The organism is uncultured Bacteroides sp., from assembly GCF_902472605.1.
Lineage (GTDB): Bacteria > Bacteroidota > Bacteroidia > Bacteroidales > Bacteroidaceae > Phocaeicola.
In genome coordinates, this window is sequence record NZ_CABROP010000008.1 from 12,941 (window position 1) to 34,314 (window position 21,374).

General features: G+C 45.1%; 11 protein-coding genes. 1 reads left to right on the forward strand and 10 read right to left on the reverse strand.

Annotated features, from left to right (window positions below; translation table 11 throughout):
- Positions 1–33: 33 nt before the first annotated feature.
- From RDP42_RS03045 to RDP42_RS03085, 9 genes are all read right to left on the reverse strand, one after another.
- Positions 34–2,649 (reverse strand): TIM-barrel domain-containing protein, encoded by a 2,616-nt coding sequence (locus RDP42_RS03045; RefSeq protein ID WP_308762477.1) that lies wholly within the window; start codon positions 2,647–2,649, stop codon positions 34–36.
- Positions 2,650–2,732: 83 nt separating this feature from the next.
- Positions 2,733–4,070 carry a glycoside hydrolase family 43 protein gene (locus RDP42_RS03050; protein WP_308762521.1) on the reverse strand — a complete coding sequence of 446 codons (1,338 nt, stop codon included), beginning with the start codon at positions 4,068–4,070 and terminating at the stop codon, positions 2,733–2,735.
- A 78-nt stretch (positions 4,071–4,148) separates the two neighbouring features.
- Positions 4,149–5,480, reverse strand: a complete 1,332-nt coding sequence (locus tag RDP42_RS03055; protein WP_308762478.1) for a glycoside hydrolase family 43 protein — start codon at positions 5,478–5,480, stop codon at positions 4,149–4,151.
- A 39-nt stretch (positions 5,481–5,519) separates the two neighbouring features.
- Complete coding sequence (locus tag RDP42_RS03060; protein WP_308762479.1) at positions 5,520–7,238, reverse strand: family 43 glycosylhydrolase; 1,719 nt, start codon at positions 7,236–7,238, stop codon at positions 5,520–5,522.
- Positions 7,239–7,269: 31 nt separating this feature from the next.
- Complete coding sequence (locus RDP42_RS03065) at positions 7,270–9,231, reverse strand: glycoside hydrolase family 97 protein (protein ID WP_308762480.1); 1,962 nt, start codon at positions 9,229–9,231, stop codon at positions 7,270–7,272.
- Between the two features lie 24 nt (positions 9,232–9,255).
- Positions 9,256–11,646 carry a glycoside hydrolase family 127 protein gene (locus tag RDP42_RS03070; RefSeq protein ID WP_308762522.1) on the reverse strand — a complete coding sequence of 797 codons (2,391 nt, stop codon included), beginning with the start codon at positions 11,644–11,646 and terminating at the stop codon, positions 9,256–9,258.
- Positions 11,647–11,680: 34 nt separating this feature from the next.
- The gene (locus RDP42_RS03075) at positions 11,681–13,240 is read right to left on the reverse strand and encodes a glycoside hydrolase 43 family protein (RefSeq protein ID WP_308762523.1); all 1,560 of its coding nucleotides are present in this window, start codon (positions 13,238–13,240) and stop codon (positions 11,681–11,683) included.
- 82 nt (positions 13,241–13,322) lie between these two features.
- Positions 13,323–15,773, reverse strand: coding sequence for a glycoside hydrolase family 95 protein (locus tag RDP42_RS03080; RefSeq protein ID WP_308762481.1), 2,451 nt, complete (start codon positions 15,771–15,773; stop codon positions 13,323–13,325).
- A 20-nt stretch (positions 15,774–15,793) separates the two neighbouring features.
- Positions 15,794–16,663, reverse strand: a complete 870-nt coding sequence (locus RDP42_RS03085) for an alpha/beta hydrolase-fold protein (protein WP_308762482.1) — start codon at positions 16,661–16,663, stop codon at positions 15,794–15,796.
- Positions 16,664–17,078: 415 nt separating this feature from the next.
- Here RDP42_RS03085 and RDP42_RS03090 point away from each other — a divergent pair, with 415 nt between their 5' ends.
- Entirely contained in the window at positions 17,079–18,716 is a 1,638-nt protein-coding gene (locus tag RDP42_RS03090) for a glycoside hydrolase family 43 protein (protein WP_308762524.1), read from the forward strand.
- 98 nt (positions 18,717–18,814) lie between these two features.
- Here RDP42_RS03090 and RDP42_RS03095 read toward each other — a convergent pair whose 3' ends face one another.
- Complete coding sequence (locus RDP42_RS03095; RefSeq protein WP_308762483.1) at positions 18,815–21,316, reverse strand: glycosyl hydrolase family 8; 2,502 nt, start codon at positions 21,314–21,316, stop codon at positions 18,815–18,817.
- Positions 21,317–21,374 lie beyond the last annotated feature (58 nt).

Below are 21,374 nucleotides of genomic sequence, written 5' to 3' on the forward strand. Positions count from 1 at the left end.
TAGATTCAACTTTCAACTTCATATCTTACTTTCTCAGAACACGACCTTCAACTCTTGCCCCTTATAAATGACAGACTTTTCAGCCACTTCAACCTTTCCGTCTGCTGATGGAGTGACTTTCACAATCTTCATCTTTCGGGTCGTATCCATCCCTACATACTTACCGGTCCATTTTCCAATCACTAAAGTGGAACGATTTTCATCCCAATCCAACCGGATACAAGAATATTCGCCTTTTTCGTACGTATAATTCGTTCCTTCATCTTCATACAATTGGTACATACCGTCTTTCCCTGCATACACCCGTATCTCCAGTTCCGACTTCAAGGCGGTCTTCGCATCGTCTACGTATCCTGAAGCCAAAGGCAGAATGGTACCCGCCTTCACAAATACAGGAATATAATCTGGAGAGACCTGAGTCTGAACCCATCCTGAGGATAAATGCCGGTTGTCATAAAAATCATACCATCCCCCTTGAACGGCAGGCAAGTACGTCTTCCAGGTAACAGGTCCCTCTTCTACTATTGGGGAAACCAACAAGGAACGACCAAACATATACTGATATTTCAAGGATAAGGCCTGCGTGTCCTGCGGAAAATCCATTACCAAGGGACGCAACATCGTACCATTTTCGCGTGAAACCCATGCAGATTCTGAATAAATATAGGGCAGAAGGCGATAACGCAATGCCAAAGACTTACGCGCCATTTCTGTCACTTTCTCTCCGTAGTTCCAGAACTCCGTATTAGTCATATACCCATGCACACGCATCAAAGGCAGAAAGACCGAAGTCTGAAGCCACCGGGAAAACCGTTCATGAAAATGCACGTCCTTATATTGGGCCTCGCCCGGACGGAAGAATCCTCCGGCGTCGTACGTCCACCAAGGCAGACCGCAGACTGAAATCCCTAAACCGGCTACAATCTGACGACGGAATGTATCCCAATCGTTTCCGACATCTCCCGACCAAGTGGCCACTCCATATCGCTGAATTCCCGGGAAGCCGCTACGGGTAAGCAAAACCGTTCGGGGACTGAAGGAATCCCGTTTCCCTCCATTGGCAGAAAGGTTTCGCAGACCTTCATATACCGTTTTATTGACAACCAAAGGATACACATTCCGGAATACTTCACCAGGATAACTGGAATGGTTTACCCTACGTCCTACCAAATCATCGTTCTCTGGTTCCGTGGCATCCAGCCACCAGGCATCTATCTCTATCGGAAGGACCAGACTATCCCGGAAATTCTGCCAATAGAAAGAGGCAGCTTCCGGATTAAAGAAATCAATCCAGGGAGTGCCCGGAATATAATAGTCTTTCTCGGCCATTCTTTTTCCCAATACGGAATTCTGATCCACCTTCGACCAGACTGAAAGCATCAGTCTCATATCCATCCGATGAAGGCTATCCACCATTTCCCGGGGAGAAGGATAATCCGTCTCGTCAAAACGCATGGCATTCCAGCCGTATTTTCCCCAATACTGCCAGTCCTGCACCATCAAATCGACTGGTAACCTTTCTTTCCGAAACCGAGAAGCTGTTTCCAGCAGTTCTTTTTGAGAATGAAAGCGTTCCCGGCAATGAATGTATCCCAAGGCCCATACGGGCAACATAGGTACCTCTCCCGTGACTTCCCGATAAGAGGCAATCACTTCATCGGCCGTCCCGGCAAAAAACGTATAATCTATTCCATTGGAAACCGGAGAACGGAACGTCGTGGTAGCATCCACCTTCCGGAAAAACAGTTTAGGCGTATCTTCTTTGGTCAGTTCCGCCCGCAAACTATGCTCTCCTGCTTTCAGGTTAACCAATACAGAAGCTGTAGGCGGAAGCCACAGGTTATTCTGATCTATCACCGTACGACCGTCAATGACCAGATTATGCTTGCGGGCCATGGTACTTCCTACGTCCAGCATCAAAGCATATTGCCCGTCGGACTCCACTTTCAGATTACCTGCAAAGACATTGCTTTCACGTACTTCTTCCTTCCCTCCTTCGGTAGAAGTCACATTCACGGTCACTTTATCTCCCAACACACCCGTCTTTTGGAGTGCAACCACAGAAGAAGCGGGATTAAAATCTGTCAGACCGTAATTGTTCCACAAAAGTCCATACCCTCTGTTCGACATTACAAACGGAATGGCAATCTGCGTATTGACCTGGGTCAGCCTGCGTGTCAGCCCACGTACGTTCAGATACCCGTCCTGAAACTGCCCCAATCCATAAAGATATTCATCAGAAGGAGAATGAAAAATCTGTGTGGAAACATACGTTTTTTCTTCTTGCACAGTGGACGGCTGAATCTGGCTACCTTCTTCTCCCAAAATTTCTTTTCCATCGGCTGAGAGGAAAGAAACCCGTCCGTCGGATACAGCCACTTGTACCTTCAATCCTTTGAGCGACAGAAGATAAGTATCTTTTCCTTTTTTGAGTGTATAAGACGGGGCTTCAGTCTGCAGATAAACCAGCTCTGGCACCTGGTGAGCGATTCCCTTGCTTCGAATCACTCTGACTGCTCCATCATTCAGTGGAATGAGCTTTAAACTTGTATCCGCAGAACGGAACACTACCTGCCCCACCTTTTCTTCTTCCAAGGTCCATTCGGATGCCTGACGGACAGACAAGAGGCCGGGAACATTCCCGGCCAAACTTTGTCCTTTCCATCCTATACAAACAAAAAAGAATAATAAAAGCAAATAAGACCTTCTCATAATAAGTCGTTGCTGCATAGTTAGTAATTCAGCTTCCAATAATCGAAATACGCCAGATCTTTGGGAGCATCTCCTCTAAAGACAAAATAAAGATCATGCACACCAGTTACTTGCGGAATCTGTGCTTCCACCATCCGCCAACGGTCGCTTCCCCCCGTCCGCGGTACCTTTATCTTTGCCAACACCTGACCGTCCAATCCGTTAAGATGTACTTCCATCGTAATCTCCGCATTGTGAGTAGTAGACAAACGGGCAGTAAAACGAGAAGGAGCCTTTTCACCAAAATCAACAGACCGAACTCTTGTATAAGCCCCATCGGCCAAAGCAGTAATAAACACTCCCACTTGAGGATTATAGGAACTCTTCATTTTTTCCGACCAGGCAATGGTTTCGGCTTCTACCTTCCGGTATGGACAAAGAGGTTTCAAACTGTTTGCCACACCCTCTTTCACCATTTTTACACACGGGATCTTTCCATCTGCCTGGAAATCCAGTTCTCTGACGCACACAGAACGGGTAAAGCCACTTCCTCCCGGAAGAGCAGCATTATGATAGAATAAATACGTTTTTCCTCTGAAGTCGGCAATACCCGGATGGTTCGTAAAACTTCCCCCTTCGGTAGCCATCAACGTACCTCCGTACTTCCATGGCCCTTCCGGACTTTTCGACGTAGCATAGGCCAAATGCTCAGGCAGAGGTCCTCCCGCATAGAAAAGATAATACAAACCCTTCCGCTTATACAACCACGGAGCTTCCTCATACAAAGTAGGACGCTGTGGATCGCCCTCCCTGAGTCCAAATGCCTCCGGCTTCATTGGAACCGCATGTATTCCTCCTTCATAAGAAATCATGTCCTCATTCAACTTCACATAATAACAATTGGGATTTCCCCAATACAAATAAGCCTGTCCGTCATCATCGATAAAGACAGTAGGATCGATATTACCATATTCAGCCCGCACGAGCGGAGCTCCCAACGGATCATAGAAAGGTCCATAAGGACTATCAGCCACTGCTACTCCAATGGCAGTTTCTCCTTTATGGTCTGTCACCGGCACATACATGTAAAATTTGCCATTCCGTTCCATACACTGAGCTGCCCAAGCATCTCCTCCTGCCCACTCAAATGTTTTAAATGACAAAGGCATAGGATGTTCTGTCCAATTCACCATGTCGTCTGTAGAATAGAGTTTCCAGTCATTCATGGTAAACCAAGTAGACCCGCCTTCATCGTGACTGGTATAAAGATACAACCGGTCATTATATACCAGAGGGGCCGGATCGGCTGTATACGAGGTCTGAATAATAGGATTTTGCGCATTCAATGTCAAACCGGACAATAAAGCGATTCCAGTCATGATATTACGCCATTGGCTCTTGCAACTGATTGTTTCCATAGAAATATCCATTTAAAAGTTTGTTTATATTTTTCACGATTAGTTTCTAAATCTCCAATAATCCAACTCAAATAAGTCCTTCTTGTTCTCTCCTTCAAAGCTAAGGTACAAATCATGTACTCCACTGACCGCATTGACTTCACAGGAATAAAGTTGATAATTGGGAGTCTCATTTCCCTGTGGGATAGTCACATTTCCCACAATCTTTCCATTCGGAGCATCCAAACGAATCTTCAGATTTCCTCCCTCTAACGGCAAAGCGGAAACCTCAAAGCGGCGAACTTTATTCTTTCCAAAATCTACCCCACGTACACAAATATATTCTCCATTATTAACATTCACTACAGAAATCCCTTGCATTCCGTTGGGGGCTGTCTGCAATCCATATCCCCAAGCCATCGTTTCAGCCTCTACCTTTCGGAAAGGATTGAAGGTACCTATCTGTTCCAGTTTGGTATCCGCCCAATAAGGCACTTCTTGAATGGTTCCATCCGCGTTGTAATGCATTTCAGCCACTGCCACCGAACGACGTTCATAGTGCGTATCAGTTTCCAGCTTCAATAAATCATAATTCAAGCCAAAGACATACGACTTTCCTTTGTAATCCATAATACCTGGATGATTTCCACGGGTCCTGACCGTAGGACGCATGATGTATCCTCTGGTCTTCCACGGACCTGTAGGACTATCGCTCATAGCATAACCGATACCTTCCGGACAGCAAGTAGAAGCAAAAGCCAAATAATAGTGCCCGTTGCGTTTATAGAACCAAGGACCTTCCTGATAATGCTCCGGAGTTTCCTTCAATTTCACAATATCTCCGGAATACGAAATCATATCCTCATTCAATTTCACATAATAACAGTTCGGATTTCCCCAATACATATAAGCCTGTCCGTCATCGTCAATAAACACTGTCGGATCAATGTCATCCCAATGTTCCTTCTGCCAGACCAAAGGCTTGCCTAACGGATCCTTGAACGGCCCGTAAGGACTATCGGCCACCAGTACACCAATGCCATTCCCATGAATCGGACAATACATATAGAATTTTCCGTTACGCTCCACTACCTGTTCTGCCCAGGCCCCGTTGTCACGTTTTATCCAGCCGAAATCTTTGAGCGAAGCCACTGCTCCATGGTCGGTCCAGTTGACCATATCTGTAGAGGTATACAACAACCAGTCCTGCATCTTAAATCCTTCCGCATCATTCTCATCATGAGTTGTATAAAGAAACACCGTATCATTATATACCATCGGTGCCGGATCGGCCGTATACTTTGTCTGAATAATTGGTCGTTGGGCATTGACATTCAAGCAATTCAATAACCCATAACTTCCACATAACAATAAAATCTTACTAATATTCATAATATTCAAAATTTAAGTTCCAACAAATTCACCTTTATTTTACTTGCGAGGTACCCCGCTTACACCGGAAGATGTCAATTCAATCGGTTGAATTGTGCCATCCTCGTTAAAATAAAGATATTCTACACATACATGGCGACGACAATCTCCTCCAGGCTGGCCATCCAAAGAATAAGAACCATCATGATAGAAAAAATACCATTGTCCGTTCAATTCCACTACCGACGGATGGATGGTAAAACCAAAATTCGCCGGTCCGGTAATGAAACCACGATAAGTCCATGGCCCCTTTATGTCCTCAGCTGTAGAATAACAAATCTGTTCAGGCTGTGTACCAGGGGCATCTGCTGCATAAATATTATAATACAAGTTCTTCCGCTTGAAAAGCCAAGGTCCCTCCGAATAATTCCGATAAGGTACATTTCGGATTTCACCGTCCAGCTCAATCATATTCTTCTTCAACTTCACCATGTAACAGTCTCCGTTTCCCCAGGCCATCCAAGGAGTTCCGTCCTCGTCTATCCACACCGTAGGATCAATGTCCGCATTCGCACGATGCGAGTCACACGTCATGGAATCTGTAATGAGGGGCGTTCCGTCAGCACGCGCAGGTTTAAAAGGCCCCAAGGGGCTATCTCCCACTGCCACATCGATTTTATGTGCACCATTTTCTTTCTGATCAAGCGTCACATAAAAATAAAACTTTCCGTGATGCTCCACCACCTGGGCTGCCCACGCTCCGTTCGGATTAGAATCAGGGAAATCATCCGCACGCAATACCATTCCATGAGGCGTCCAGTGTTTCATGTCTTCACTGGAATAGCACACCCATCCCGGCATATTGAACCAGCCGCCCACTCCAGCTTTGTCTACACCTACATAGGCATAGGCTTTATTCTTGTAAACCGTCACAGCCGGATCGGCAGTAAACTCATCCCGGAACAAAGGATTCTGACCGGGCTCATACGGACGCTCCATCCCTTTTATGGATACCTCATCAATATACCCGTCTAATACCTGCAAACTATTGGGATACCCTCCGGGGAATCCACGTCCTACGATCCACATGCCGGCATTATGCCGTACGGCTAATCCTTTATAGGAAGTATTCGCAGTTTTATAGCCCTCCTCTACAGATGGCTTCACTCCCAACGTCAGAACGCTAGCGTCGCTTGTCTTTTCGTACTCCGCAGAAGCATACAAATCATACCATATTCCCGCCTTGACATCCTCACCTGCGGTCATACGGACCGTTTCTCCCTGGTCTGTAGCTACCTCCACAAAGAACTTCTTTTCCATGGGGTCAAAACCGATAGATATATCCCCTGTCAAAGTACCCTTTTTCCCTTCTTTACAAAGAAAAACCTGTTCCGTCCCAAGCTGATTACATTTAAGGCTCAAACTGATATTCCACCCGTATTGAATGTCCAAAAAAGGAAGAGATACATTAAACGGTACCTTGAATTCACTGTTGTTCAGTTTAAGCGAAGTACTATTAGCCTTCCCTCCTCGTTCTTGAAAAGGTACGTCTTTGCTGAAAAGTTCCGACACCTTTGCTCCCGGCCTCAACTGAAGCGCATTTCCATTTTGAGAGTCGTCCGTCACAAATGCAGGGGAGATGGAATCCGGATGTACTTCCGTATACAGTTCAAAACTCCAGTATGAAAGCTGTTTATAGCCCTCGGTCACTCCTAAAGCAGTCAGAGGACACAGGGTGATACATAGCCCTCCTACAATATTTTGTATATACGTTTTCATAGATTCCTCATCATGACTTTCTTATCCACTATTATTTCCGAGTAATCACCGCCCCTCCATTCTTAGGAATAGAAAGATTGACAATCTGTTTCTTGCTGATAACCTGCTCCTTGACTGAGCCCGCCAGTTTATCATTATCTTCATACAAATTGACAACCTCTCCTGCCGCAAACAAGGTAGACACATCGATTTTCAACTTAATGGTCTTATCCTGTGCATTGATACCGGCTACATACCATTTACCGGCATGTTTACGTGCCATCACAATATACTTGCCTGGATAGCCGTCTATAAATTTCACTTCATCCCATGTGGTTGGTACTTTTTTCATGAAATCAATGGCCCAAGCCGGCGCATCCGTCAGGTTATTCGGTGCTAATGCAAAGTGCTGTACCGGACTTTGGAACAATACTGCCGTAGCCAGCGCAAACACATCGGAAGTCACTCTCATCCGTCCACCCGGCTCATTTTTCGCATTATAATACTTGTTCAGTGTACTTCCTCCAAAGTCCATGCTTCCAATCGTGTTGCGCACAAACGGATGGATACATGCATTGAATGCTTCTGCATCGCAGCTTCCCTGAGAGAAATTCATATTCTCACTGGCCAATACGGCTTCACTGGCCGCATAATTAGGATACATACGTTCCCATCCACGCGGAATGGTACACCCATGGAAAATGACCAAGAGTCCGTAATCATTTGCATCGGCCAGAATATCTTCGTAAAGCTGCATGGTGACCTGCTTGTCACTACCCACAAAGTCAACCTTGATTCCTTTAATACCGATACGCTGCATCCACTTCATTTCTTTCCGCCGGGTGATGATGTTACTCATCTTTCCACGAGGACCTTGAGGCGCATCATTCCAGTATCCGTTGGAGTTATACCACAAATACAGTCCTACATTCTTCTGTTTGGCATAAGCTGCCAGCTCTTCTATTTTATCATAGCCCACCTGCGTATCCCAAAGCGCATCGACCAGCACTGTACGATAACCCATCGCTGCACAGAAATCTACGTAACGCTTCTGGTCGTCCATATTCATGCTGGCATCGCCCGCAATAATCCAGCTCCAGGTGCCGCAACCATATTCAGCCGCATAGTCTTTCGACGGTTCATACAACGGTTCTACTACATCAAACGGCACGGTCGTTTCTACAATTGGAGCCAAAGTGGAACCCAACGTAATCGTACGCCAAGGAGTCTTGCCCGGAAGAGCGATTCCTGGAGAAGTAGTACCATTGCCGTTAAATTCACCTTCCTGCGGAAAACCAATGGTATAAAGTCCCCCTTCGTGCCCGATCAGGCGACTGCCACAATAATAGCTGCTCACCCCAGTTTCGGATATTAATACCCAACCTTTGTCAGAATTTTTGAATAGACAAGGGAATGTGTATCCTTCCCCCCAACCATTTTTTCCCATCGTATCATCTACTGTATACGGTGTCTCATAACTGGGAGAAGTTCGGGCAAAACCACCCATCGGCCCACTTTGCGGACACAAGAAGGTAGTCGTTCCTTCCGGCAACACAAAACCCGTAGCTTCCTGCTGTACGACACAACACAAGATATCCTTCTTAGGATACACAGTATATCTGAAAGCCACATCATTGTTACTCACCCGGAATTCCACATCAAAAACCTTCTGTCCTTCTTTGGTAAATGGAATGACAGCTGATTCAGCAGAATAGTCAACTTTACTTTTCTTGATGTTCGGCAAGCGATAATTTTTCCGGATAGAAGCTTCCTTTATCTCCTTTCCCAATGACAAAGAAGACGTGAAATCACCAATTGTTGTTTTCATTCCCAGCGGAGACTTCTTGATAAAAGCCATTCCATCATAGAATACCTGATAAGAAGGCATTCCACCTTCATCCGATACAACCACCTTCACACGTCCATCAGGACTTAACACATCCTTTTCACTTGCATATAGTCCTGTGATACAAATTATTGCCGCAAAGGATGATAACAATACACGTTTTATCATAGACATTCGTTTTTATAGCACATATTATTCCGTTAGCAGACGAAGCATGAAGATACCACCTGCCACACTGTTTTTCTCACTCTTAAACATGACTTCAATCTGACTCTTTCCTTTTACCAGAGCTTCGGGCAATTTGTATTCCACATCCACAAACTCTTCCTTGTTCCATTTGCCCACGATATTCTCAGTCGCCACAACCGTACCATCGACCACAATTTCAAATTTCCGGTTACCTTGTTCGTTACCCCAATAAGTAGCCATGAGTGAAAGAGGCTGTTTGCCGTTGGTAGAAAGTGTGTATTTGAAATACCCTCCATTGCGGGCATCTCTCCACTTCTTACCTTTCAGCAATCCGGTCTCAGAGTTTTCCTTCACCATCTTATGGTCCACTTCAGGCTGCTGCTCACCGACACTTACCGCATCTACCGTACGCGCATCCAGAGCCATCAACCGTTTTTCCTCTTCTTGTGTACGTTTCGTATATGCCGCATATCCATCCGCAGTCATGCATAGCCAGTACATCATGTATCGGCAGTCATGGATGCGAGAGAAGGGTTCCAACACCAAACCATCAAACTTCGAATCATTGAATATGCCCGACAACTTATAACGTAAAGTCTGACCTTCGATGGGTTTCAGCCCATTCAGGTAATCGGTCACCTCTTCTTTACTTCCAATCAGAACCGGAGTCTCACTCAGCGGCACCAGTTTCCCGGAAGCGATGTGTCCCCAACGGCCATCATCTGCAATCAATCCATCCAGATTATCAGTACCCACTGAGGCTCCCATCAAAATAGGGCCACGCATGATTGCTACAAAATCATTTTCTCCTTGAAGCGTTTCCAAACGCATTTTCATAGGCAAGGACACTTCTACCTTATCCCCATCCTTCCATTTACGGTCGATACAGATATAAGAAGAATCGTCTGTTTTCTCCGAAGCTTCCACTACCTTTCCATTGCATTTCACTTCATATCCTTCTTTCACCCATGCCGGACGTCTTACCAACAACTTGAAATGACGAGACTTTCCGCCCTTCAATCCTATTGTAAATTGAGAAGTTTCCGCATCGGGGAATTGGGTTTCCTGCGTAATGGTAACCTTCTCCTGCTCCCAGTTCAACCGTGAAGGAATGAAAAGATTGACAAACAGAGAATCAGAAGCATGCGTATAGATAAACTCCCCATACTTACCATGATTCTCCATTCCGGTTCCTACGCAACACCACATAGCACTGTTGGGCTTTGAATACACCCGATAATGTGCCGGACGAGCCGACGTAAAGTACACGTAACCACCATGCTCCGGATGCTGGGTAGACAAAATATGATTGTATAGTGCTCTCTCATAAAAATCTGCATAGGCCGCCTTTCCTGTCATCCGGAACAAACCTTCCGTCAGTTTCAACATGTTATAGGTGTTACATGATTCCGGACCTTCCCGCACTTCTACATGACTTCTGAAATCGTCCATGGCCGAAAAATACTCCCGACGACTGTTGCCACCCAACGCCAGCGAACGCTTGCAAGCCACAATGTCCCAGAAGAAATCTGCCGCATCCAGGTATTGATGATCTCCACATACTTCTGCAATGCGTTGATAGCCGATTACTTTCGGAATTTGTGTATTTGCATGTATATTGTCCAGATTATCCTTGTGCGCCGCCATGCTATCGAACAACCAGTGATGAGAGAAACGTTTGGCCGTAGTCAAATATTTCTTATTTCCGGTAATCTGGTAGGCATCGGCAAAAATTTCATCCATACCTCCAAACTCATTGCCCAACATCTGTTCCATCTGATCGTCTGAAAGTCCTTCCGTAACGGAAATTCCCCAGTCACACAGTTTCAAGAACATATCCAATGCTTCTTGATTTCCCGTATACATCCAAGCATCTCTCAATCCGGCAAAGATCTTATGTACGTTATACCATGGGGCCCAATATTTCCAGATAGACTCTACTTTTCCGTTCTTAATATCCGTCCACAACACTTTTCCATTAGGAACACCCCCGATATAGCCGTCTCCATTACTGTCCTGACAACGCTTCAACTCACTCAGCATGTACTCCATCCGCTTTTTGCACTCTTCGTTGCCAGTCGCTGCATAATTCATTGCCATGGCCGACAAATAATGCCCTCCTACATGTCCGTCCAGACCAGCCCAGTTAGAAAATGGTTCTGCTTTTACGGGCAGCCCGGCTTCTTTCAAGAAAGGAGCCAGGAGGCGGTCTACATCATATTCCATCAAAACCTTGAGGTTTAATTCCTGGGCATGCTTAAACGGTCCGTCGAGCAATTCCACATCTCCTAACGGGAAAGTATTCTTGTATAGTCTATCTTGAGCCTGAATATCTTGAACGATGCCATTCAGCATCATCAGACCTACACATCCTGCAATCAAATTCAGTTTCATCATCCAAGTCTTTATTTAAGTTTAAAGTCTACCATCATTTCTTTATGTGCTTATAATCGAAGAAGTCTACATCTACAAAACCTCCCAAACTCTTCGTGGCATAATTAAACAAGGCAAATTTGGTTCCCATAAAGAAACGACGATAGTCAAAAATCATTTTAAAGTCAGTACCGATTTTCTTCCAGTCCTTATTATCGTAACTATAATAAAAACAAGCCATGTCTTTATTCAACCGGAAATCTCCATCCAGACGAAGATATATCACATCCGATGTCAACTCTACTTTCTGAATTTCCTTCCGGTCAATACTTGTCACTGCCTTGCTCGTTTCATCCAGTTGAACACTTTCCGTTTTCATGGTCAAATACTTCCGGTTTCCTTCACAAGTCACGGCCAAGATGCCCGCATCTCCATTAAAGGCACTCAGTCCGGCTACATCTCCTTCCTTCATACCTGAAAGATCCATACAAACCACTCCGGAACATTTCGGTCCTTCCATGCGCTGTGTCAACGTATTGGGAGCCAAAAACAAATTATCGACCACCCGTCCGGTTTTCAACCGCAAATATCCCTTGCGTTCAGTCAATGACCAGCAGTCATTCATCGGATTGTGATTCCACTGCCAGTTCAACTTCAATTTATCTCCACTAAAATCATCACTGACTACCAGCTCTTCGGCAGCATATCCCTGTACTGGTTTGGTCATCGTAGCCGGCACATATCCGTTTTCGTCACCCAGCATCGGCCAACCGTCCACCCAGCGGCAAGGCATTACGGTCAATACGCGACCTACTCCATTACGGTCTTGGAAAATGACCCCATACCAGTTTCCTTTTCCATCATCCACAATCGTACCTTGTGCCACATACGGGAATCCGGCAAACGCATCTTCCAATATCACTTTTTTCTCATAAGGCCCGGTTATCTTATCCGCCCGATAGCATACTTGCCGACGGTTACCTCCCTGAGGCCATGAAATCATCAGCAAATAATACTTTCCATCGTGTTTAATCACCCTGCTGCCTTCCAGCAAAGCATTTTCCTCTTTATCTCTTTCGAATATCTTCATATCGACCCCACCCGGCATGACACCGCTCAAATCCGGCTTCAGCTCACGCAATTGTCCGGTGCCATAAAAGATATAGGCCTTTCCATCGTCGTCAAAGAACAAAGAGGCATCATGGAAATGAGGAATACGTGACAAAAGTTTCCATCCTTTTTTCGGATCGGAAGTAGTATATACATATCCTTTATAAGGAGTATCATTCGGAGAAAAATACGCATAATACATTCCGTTATGATAGCGTAAGGAAGTAGCCCACTGTCCACGGCCATATACCGTTCCATCCTTCAAATCATAAGCAGGTTTTTCGTCCAACCGGTCATACAGATAGCTGACAATTTTCCAGTTCACCAAATCTTTAGAGTGCATGATGGGTGCTCCAGGAACCAGATGCATGGTTGTACTCACCATGTAGAAGTCGTCGCCCACACGTATGACGTCCGGATCGGGCACATCCGCCCAAAATACCGGATTAGAAAAAGTTCCATCTCCATTATCTCCACACTGGGCATTGACCGGACCGGACCACATGCCTCCCACAGCCATTAACAGACAAGCTAACAAAAAGTGTTTTTTCATGATTATTAAGTTATTACAAATGATTCGCCTATATTTATTTTGCGTAAACCATATACCGCTTTCCCGGAATGGTTTTCAAATCGTATTCATATACCTTCTTCAATTCAGGTTGTTCCGGATGCGTCAATTTCTTTGAAATCAACGGTGCAGCTATTTCTGCCTGCCTCAACAAGTCATTCGGACAATCACCCGAAGCCTTCTTCAAACCTTTTCCTTTCAGAGGAACATAAGACCGTAAACGAATCACTCCCCCAATCCGGGAATAGACTACCGCCTGAGTGAGATTCGTATTCTTCCAGTCCATATCCACCACGAAGCCTCCACGGGCCACCAGACCTTTTACACTTCCTTCCTGCCATTCATCAGGTATGGCAGGCAACAGATGTACAGCCCCATCATGACTCTGCAACAGCATCTCAGCCACTCCAGCCGTAAAACCGAAGTTCCCGTCTATCTGAAAAGGTGGATGCGCATCCAGCATATTCGGATATGTACGTCCTAAAGGATATTGACTGGCCAGACTGTCACAGGGTAACAAAGAAAGCATATTCCGGATGATGCGATACGCATGATTGCCATCCAGCATACGTGCCCAGAAATTGATTTTCCAGCCAATACTCCATCCGGTTGCCATATCGCCTCTCTGTATCAAGGTATTCTTTGCAGCCTGAAACAATTCCGGGCTCCGATAAGGAGATACCTGATTGCTTGGATACAAACCATACAGATGAGAGATATGCCGATGCTGGTCTTTCGGATCATCCACATCCTCCAGCCACTCCTGCAACTGATTGTACTGTCCGATCTGCATCGGAGGTAACTGGCTTATCAAATGCTGAAGAGAGTCACAATAGGCCTTGCTTTCTCCCAATATCTGTGCCGCACGCAGCGTATTGCTCAATGCATCAAAAGCAATCTGGTTGTCCATCGTACATCCAGCTACGATGGATACCCCATTCGGTCCATGCTCTGGAGAAACAGAAGGAGCTGTCACCATCCAACCATAGCGGGGATGCTTGGTCATGAATGACAAAAGAAAATCGGCCGTACCTTTCAACACCGGATAATACTCCCGAAGAAAATCCTTATCTCCGGAATACAGATAATGCTGCCAAAGATGCTGGGCCACCCATGCTCCTCCATTGGGCCACATACCTGCATCTGCGAAATCCACCGGTCCGGCCGCCCGCCAAAGATCCGTATTATGGTGAGCCACCCATCCTTTAGCCCCATACAACACACGAGCCGTTTCCTTACCAGTCACAGAAAGATCACGTGCCATCTCGAAGAACGGACGATGCGTTTCCGTCAGGTTTGTCACTTCTGCCGGCCAGTAATTCATCTCCGCATTGATGTTGATGGTGTATTTGCTGTCCCAAGGTGCATATAAATCCTTGTTCCATATGCCCTGTAGATTCGCCGGCTGGCTACCTGGCTGCGAGGACGATATCAACAGATAACGCCCATACTGAAACATCAATGCAGCCAGCGAACAATCTTCTACCTTATTGAATTCGTTGATACGTATATCTGTTTCCCTCTTCGAAAATTCAGAAGAAGGCAAACTCAGGTCCACCCTTCCAAACTGCTTGGAATAGGCTTCCTTATGTTCCTTATACAATACTTTATTCGGTTTGGCCCAAGCACCTTCGATGGCACGACGTGCTTTGGCGTATGCATCTCCCGACACATCCCGATAATTGACAAAATTAGTTGCCGCACTCAGGAAGATGGTAACCGACGATGCATCCTTTACCGAAAGATGTCCATCCTTGCATTCCACCTTTCCATCCGACTTTACCCGCATCATCACTACTGCATGAAGTGCGGCTGGAATGCCTTCATGCTCCTCACCATTACAGTACATGACAAGGTATTCCCCTTCACTTTTCACCTCTGAAGCCAACGGACAAGCATATCTCAAGTCAACTCCCAATTTTTGGGTACCCTCACCCGCAGCCAGTTCAATCACCATGACATTGTCGACAAAGGAAGTAAATACCCGACGGGTATATTCCACTCCCCCACAACGGAAACGTACAGAAGCCGTCGCATCCTCTAAATTCAAGTCACGAGAATAAGAATCTACCTCTCCTTCGCAATCAAAATCCATCCGCAGACTACCCAAGGTCAGGTAACGCATGCCATGTTGGGAAGTCATGAACTTTGCATCCAGCAGACTTCTGGCCTCTGAGTTTTTCCCTTCAAAAATCAGTCTTCTCACCTCATTCAGATAGGCTGATGCCCCTTCCCGGTTATTACTATACGGTCCACCGGCCCAGAAGGTTTCTTCATTCAATTGGATTTCCTCGTGTGCAACTCCTCCAAACACCATTCCTCCGATATGAGAATTACCTACAGGCAATGCTTCCCACCAGTTACATGCCGGAGCCGAATACCACAATCTCAGATTCTCTGCCTCCGCCGCCATTGCCCCAATGACAGAAGCTATCAGAAGCACACATACACATAGAACTTTTCTCATAGATGCCTATTCTTAACCCGTTATTTATCGAAGGTCCTTGACACAAACGGCAGACACATATACAAAGCAGAATGCCAGTATTCCCAATCATGTCCACCGTCTCTTACCCTGAACTGACAGGAAATGCCTGCCTTGCGCATCGCCTGAAAGAACTCAATGTTCCGGTCGAGCAGGAAATCATCATCTCCACAATCTACAAACCATCTCACCGACTTCAATGCCTGAATTGTATTTGTATCCGCTTCAGACACGCGCTTGATGCAGCTGCGGTCTATCACAGCCCGTGTCAGAATGGCCAGCTTGCTGTCAGGATTCTCAAAGCGAGCCGCTCCTTCTTCCGGAATAGACATCAGCGCACTCATAGCATAGACAGAGGCAAACTTATCTGCATGCCACAAGCCATAACCAGTGGCCCCGCCGCCTCCCATAGACAATCCAGCCACTGCACGATTTTCCTTATTCCCGATAATATTGTATTTACTTTCCACATAAGGCAAGAATTCTTCAAAAAAGAAATCCTCATAAAGCCATCCCGGCATGTTGAAAAAACCATTCCATACTTCTTTGTAGATATCCCCTCCCGCATTGGGCATGACAATAATCATTTCACTGGCCTCCTGCGCATAAATCAAACGGTCGGCCACTTCCTGCACATGTCCGCGCCATACCCAATCCTGATTGGTTTGTGACATACCATGAAACAGATAAAGTACCGGATATTTCTTACCAGGTATTTCCCCATAAGAAGGAGGAAGATAAATGGAGCATACCCTTTCTGTATTCAACTTTTTACTGAAAATCGTATCATTTACTACCCTGCTACGCGAAAACAAAGAGACAGGAATCAAGGCTAAAGCCAATAAAAAAACAATAAAAGAATGTTTATCCATAGACATAAAATTTAATCTACACAAAAATAACTCACATATAGATAAATTACAAGAATTTACGTTACCAGTCCTTTTGTCTATGTTACACACCCTACATATTGTATTTACAAAGCGTACATTTTACCTATGCTCACATTACATTTTTTTCGATACACCATTGAATGACAATATTTTATAGGAATCACATTCAAATTACACAAAAAATACCACATCGTAACATACAATAAGAAATCTGCAACATACCGTCACACTCTTCCCCTGCAAAAAGCATACATTTGTATTCAGAAAGATTACACTTCATTTAACTACACAATCATTCAATTTTTACAAAGTTATTATCATGAAAAATCAATTTAAACTACTTACATTAGGAACATTAAGTCTCTTGGCTGCTTCCTGTAGCAACAAGGTAACCATGCCTGAGCCAGGAGTACCGGTTTTCGGTCAGTTCACCTATACAGGAAAAGATGCGGTATACGAAAAAAATCCGCTCAATGAAGGCGAGTTCTACAATCCGATACTGCAGGGCTGCTACCCTGACCCCAGTATCTGTAAAAAAGGTACCGACTACTACTTGGTATGCTCTTCTTTTGCCATTAACCCTGGAGTACCCATTTTCCACTCTACCGACTTGGTAAATTGGAAACAGATAGGTCATGTGCTCGACCGTCCCTCACAGCTCAAAGTGGAAGACTCCGGTATCAGTGCCGGCATATATGCACCGACCATACGATACAATCCATACAATGATACCTTCTATATGATTACCACCCAGTTCTCGGGAGGAATGGGAAATATGGTGGTAAAAACCAAAGACCCCATGAAAGGATGGAGCGACCCAATCAAACTGAATTTCGAAGGAATCGATCCGGATATTTTCTTCGATGACAATGGAAAAGCCTATGTCACCCACAACGATGCCCCTGAAAAGCCGTTATACGAAGGACACAGAGTCATCAAAGTATGGGAATATGACCTGGAAAAAGACCAGATAATTCCTGGAACAGACAAAGTTGTAGTAAACGGAGGCGTAGATTTGTCAAAGAAACCCATTTGGATAGAAGCTCCTCATCTCTATAAAAAAGGCGGGAAATACTACCTCATGTGTGCAGAAGGAGGTACAGGCGGCTGGCACAGTGAAGTCATTTTCATCGGCGACAGTCCGAAAGGTCCGTTCAAACCAGCTCCGGAGAATCCGATTCTTTCACAAAGGCATCTTCCGGCAGAACGCCCGTTCAAAGTAGACTGGGCCGGTCATGCCGATTTGGTGGAAGGTCCTGACGGACAATATTACGGTGTTTTCTTGGCAATCCGTCCCAATGAAGCCAACCGAGTAAATACCGGACGAGAAACCTTCATGCTGCCTGTTGACTGGAGTGGTACTTTCCCCGTATTTAAAGGCGGCCTGGAACCTATCCAGCCCAAACTGACCATGCCACAAGGCGTGAAGAATGAAACAGGAAAGAACGGTTACTTCCCCAACGGAAACTTTACTTATACAGAAACCTTTACGCAAAGCCCGCTGGATTACCGCTGGGTAGGAGTCAGAGGAGCTAAAGAAGGATTCATCTCTACCACAGAAGACGGATTGAAAATAACACCTTACGAAACCAATATCAAGGCTGTAGCTCCCACTTCCACTCTTTTCTATCGTCAGCAGCATATCAATTTCACCGTCACCACGACCCTGAAATATGTTCCTCGCACAGAAAAAGACCTTGCCGGAATCACCTGTTACCAAAGTGAGAAATTCAACTACGTATTCGGACTGACCAAGAAAGGGGAAGAAAACTACATCGTCCTGCAACGGACTGAGAACGGAAACTCTTCCACGCTTGCCAGTGAAAAGATTGAAAAGGATACTCCTGTCAGCCTCCGGGTAAATGCTGAAGGCGACAACTATACATTCAGCTATTCCGTAAAAGACGACAACTATCAGACCGTAGGAGGAACCGTTTCCGGAGACATTCTCTCGACCAACGTAGCTGGAGGATTTACGGGTGCCATGATCGGATTATATGCCACCACATCCAATGATGCGGAAGCACTATAATATGTATTCATTTTACTTTTCCAATCAAAAAAATCAGCCCACTGACCGACAAAGGTTGGTGGGCTGATTTTTTTAATCAAATACAAAACACGGCTCAATCACTGTGGAAAAATTATCTGGTAACGCCCGCTCAAATGCATAAAGGCAAACAAGCGCAACAAACCATCATAATATTTATCCAAGTAACCATCTTCATAAGGCTCATGCTTTGCCTCCCATAGTTGCTTTACAAATTCATAACATTTTACATCTGTACACACCAATGATACAGCAGCAGAAGTAGCCACAAGTCCTAAAGAATGACGAAGCTGTTTATATTCACCAGCCTGCAAGACCTCTTTCACCGGGCTTCCATCTACATTATACTGATCTTTAAAATCATAAAGCCCCTGACTATACAGAAAGTTCTGTATTTTATGGCCATATTCCTGCTGCCATTCTTTGTCGACACATGCCCATGAATAATCCAAGGCAATGTTCATAGGCACACGCCATGAATCAAAACGAAACGCATCCCCAATGATTCCACCTGAATTGAGCAAAGAGCCGTCATAGTTATTATAATCAGGATTCAATCCTGTCACCGGATGAATGCTTTTATGCAAATACTCACGGCTTTTCTGGGCACATTCTCTCCAAAAGCGACTTCTCCCGTCATTAGCCCATCTGGCCCACACTTCATAAAAGGCTGGCAAATGATAAGAAGGGTCTGTAAATCTCGCTCCAAAACCTGTAGGAGTAAAAGTAATCAGCTTTTGCTCCACATTGATAAAAGGAGTCACTGCATCCATTCCGGTCTTTTGCATGGAACAATCCAAGATATTCTGTGCTTCCGCCAGATAATTGATACCCGAGCTGTTTCCCCATCTGTTTGAAGCGAAAATCAAGGATGTCACATAATATAACTCCCCGTCGGATGCCGGACCCTCTGAGTTACGAGTTCCATCCGTCTGACAACTCCATGCAAAATAACCTTTCAACCTTCCGTCCTGATGCTGCATATATTTTTTACACCACCGCCACAAACGGTCAAATATGTCTTTCCGGTCAAACTGGACAGCTATCATCATACCATAGGACATCCCTTCCGTACGCACATCATGATTTTTAATATCACTAATATACGCCATAGAGTCACCTACCTCAAAATAGACCTTGTTTTCCCCATAAAATACCTCATTGAAAACCTCGTTCAGTTTTGCATCTATTTCAGCCTGAGAATATCCCATCTCCGCAAAGAAATTCCGATATTGATGAGTCTCAAAGGCTCCGGCAGACCATGGCACCGCATCAAAGCCTAACCAATCAATCTCCACGGCCCCTCCCTGCTGGAGCATAAGCCGTACGTCCTGTATTCCCTTTTGTACATCATGCACAGATTCCCTTATGATACACCAATCCTTACATGCCGGAACTTTGATTTGCGCCACTTCCTTATCTGCGACCTCCACTTTCAGTGTTCCGCCATGGAGAGACTTTACCCGCATCTTCACTTCCTGTACTGGCTGAGTTCCGAAATCCACCTGATTATAACGGACCCAAGATTTCACTTTTGCCAGTTCACATTTCCATCCTTCAAATCTATTCTTTTCATCCACAAATGAAATCCTCACTCCTTTCTTACTGGCTTCACTATACCGGTCTATCTGTATTTTCATACGTGCATTTGTCACGCCTACTCCTCTTAATGTGGGCTTCACCTTCCGGATGGTCCCATCCGCATTAAAGCACAAAGTATCAATCCGGACCGAACGGCGTTTGTCTGCTTCCGGCGAAAAATCGTTATGATGATAAAAAAGGTACCACTGGCCTTTGTATTCCACCACAGAATGATGATTGGTCCAGCATCCCGTAGGAGATTCATCCATCATGACTCCTTTGAAATCAAACGGCCCCATAGGTGAATCTCCCATTGCATAGGCCAGAGTTTCCGTCTTATCCTTTACCCATGGGAAAGTCAGATAATACTTGCCATTTCTTTCAAAAACAAATGGTCCTTCCTTAAAACCCTCTGGAAGTCCTTCTATCAAGACCGGTTCGGAAGCCAGCTCCCGCATATTATCTTTCAGTTTTGCCATACGCAACCCATTTCCAGCCCAATAAATATAGGCACTTCCATCCTTATCCACCATCACACAAGGGTCGATACCTTGAATTCCACTTATCGGCTTCCAATCAGGCATAAATGGTCCCGACGGATTATCAGCTACTGCCACTCCCACAGAAAACCCTTTTGCATTTTTCGCCTTAGCCGGAAAATAAAAATAATACTTTCCCCTCTTATAAACACAATCAGGCGCCCACATAGAATAAGAATCACGTTCCACCCAAGGCACATTATTCTGCGATAGAATCACCCCATGGTCCATCCAGTTTACTAAATCTTCTGACGAATATACATGATAGTCTTCCATACAAAACCAATCTTTAAGACGGGCTACCGGACTTTCTATATCATGTGACGGATACAAATATATTTTCCCGTCAAAAACCCGCGCAGTCGGATCGGCTGAGAATGAATGATTAATAATCGGATTTTGCGAGTAGACTGCCAATGCAGACGCAAACAAAACAAGTACACAGAAATATAGATGCCTCATAAATATCAGTATTAGATATAACAAAAAGATAAAAAAAGCTGCCCCAAACTACATGGAG

Excerpts from the sequence above, each read along its gene's own strand:
- RDP42_RS03050 (WP_308762521.1), bottom strand. The coding sequence starts at position 4,070 with ATGACTGGAATCGCTTTATTGTCCGGTTTGACATTGAATGCGCAAAAT.
- RDP42_RS03055 (WP_308762478.1), bottom strand. The coding sequence starts at position 5,480 with ATGAATATTAGTAAGATTTTATTGTTATGTGGAAGTTATGGGTTATTG.
- RDP42_RS03060 (WP_308762479.1), bottom strand. The coding sequence starts at position 7,238 with ATGAAAACGTATATACAAAATATTGTAGGAGGGCTATGTATCACCCTG.
- RDP42_RS03065 (WP_308762480.1), bottom strand. The coding sequence starts at position 9,231 with ATGATAAAACGTGTATTGTTATCATCCTTTGCGGCAATAATTTGTATC.
- RDP42_RS03070 (WP_308762522.1), bottom strand. The coding sequence starts at position 11,646 with ATGAAACTGAATTTGATTGCAGGATGTGTAGGTCTGATGATGCTGAAT.
- RDP42_RS03075 (WP_308762523.1), bottom strand. The coding sequence starts at position 13,240 with ATGTGGTCCGGTCCGGTCAATGCCCAGTGTGGAGATAATGGAGATGGA.
- RDP42_RS03080 (WP_308762481.1), bottom strand. The coding sequence starts at position 15,773 with ATGAGAAAAGTTCTATGTGTATGTGTGCTTCTGATAGCTTCTGTCATT.
- RDP42_RS03085 (WP_308762482.1), bottom strand. The coding sequence starts at position 16,663 with ATGGATAAACATTCTTTTATTGTTTTTTTATTGGCTTTAGCCTTGATT.
- RDP42_RS03090 (WP_308762524.1), top strand. The coding sequence starts at position 17,079 with ATGCCTGAGCCAGGAGTACCGGTTTTCGGTCAGTTCACCTATACAGGA.
- RDP42_RS03095 (WP_308762483.1), bottom strand. The coding sequence starts at position 21,316 with ATGAGGCATCTATATTTCTGTGTACTTGTTTTGTTTGCGTCTGCATTG.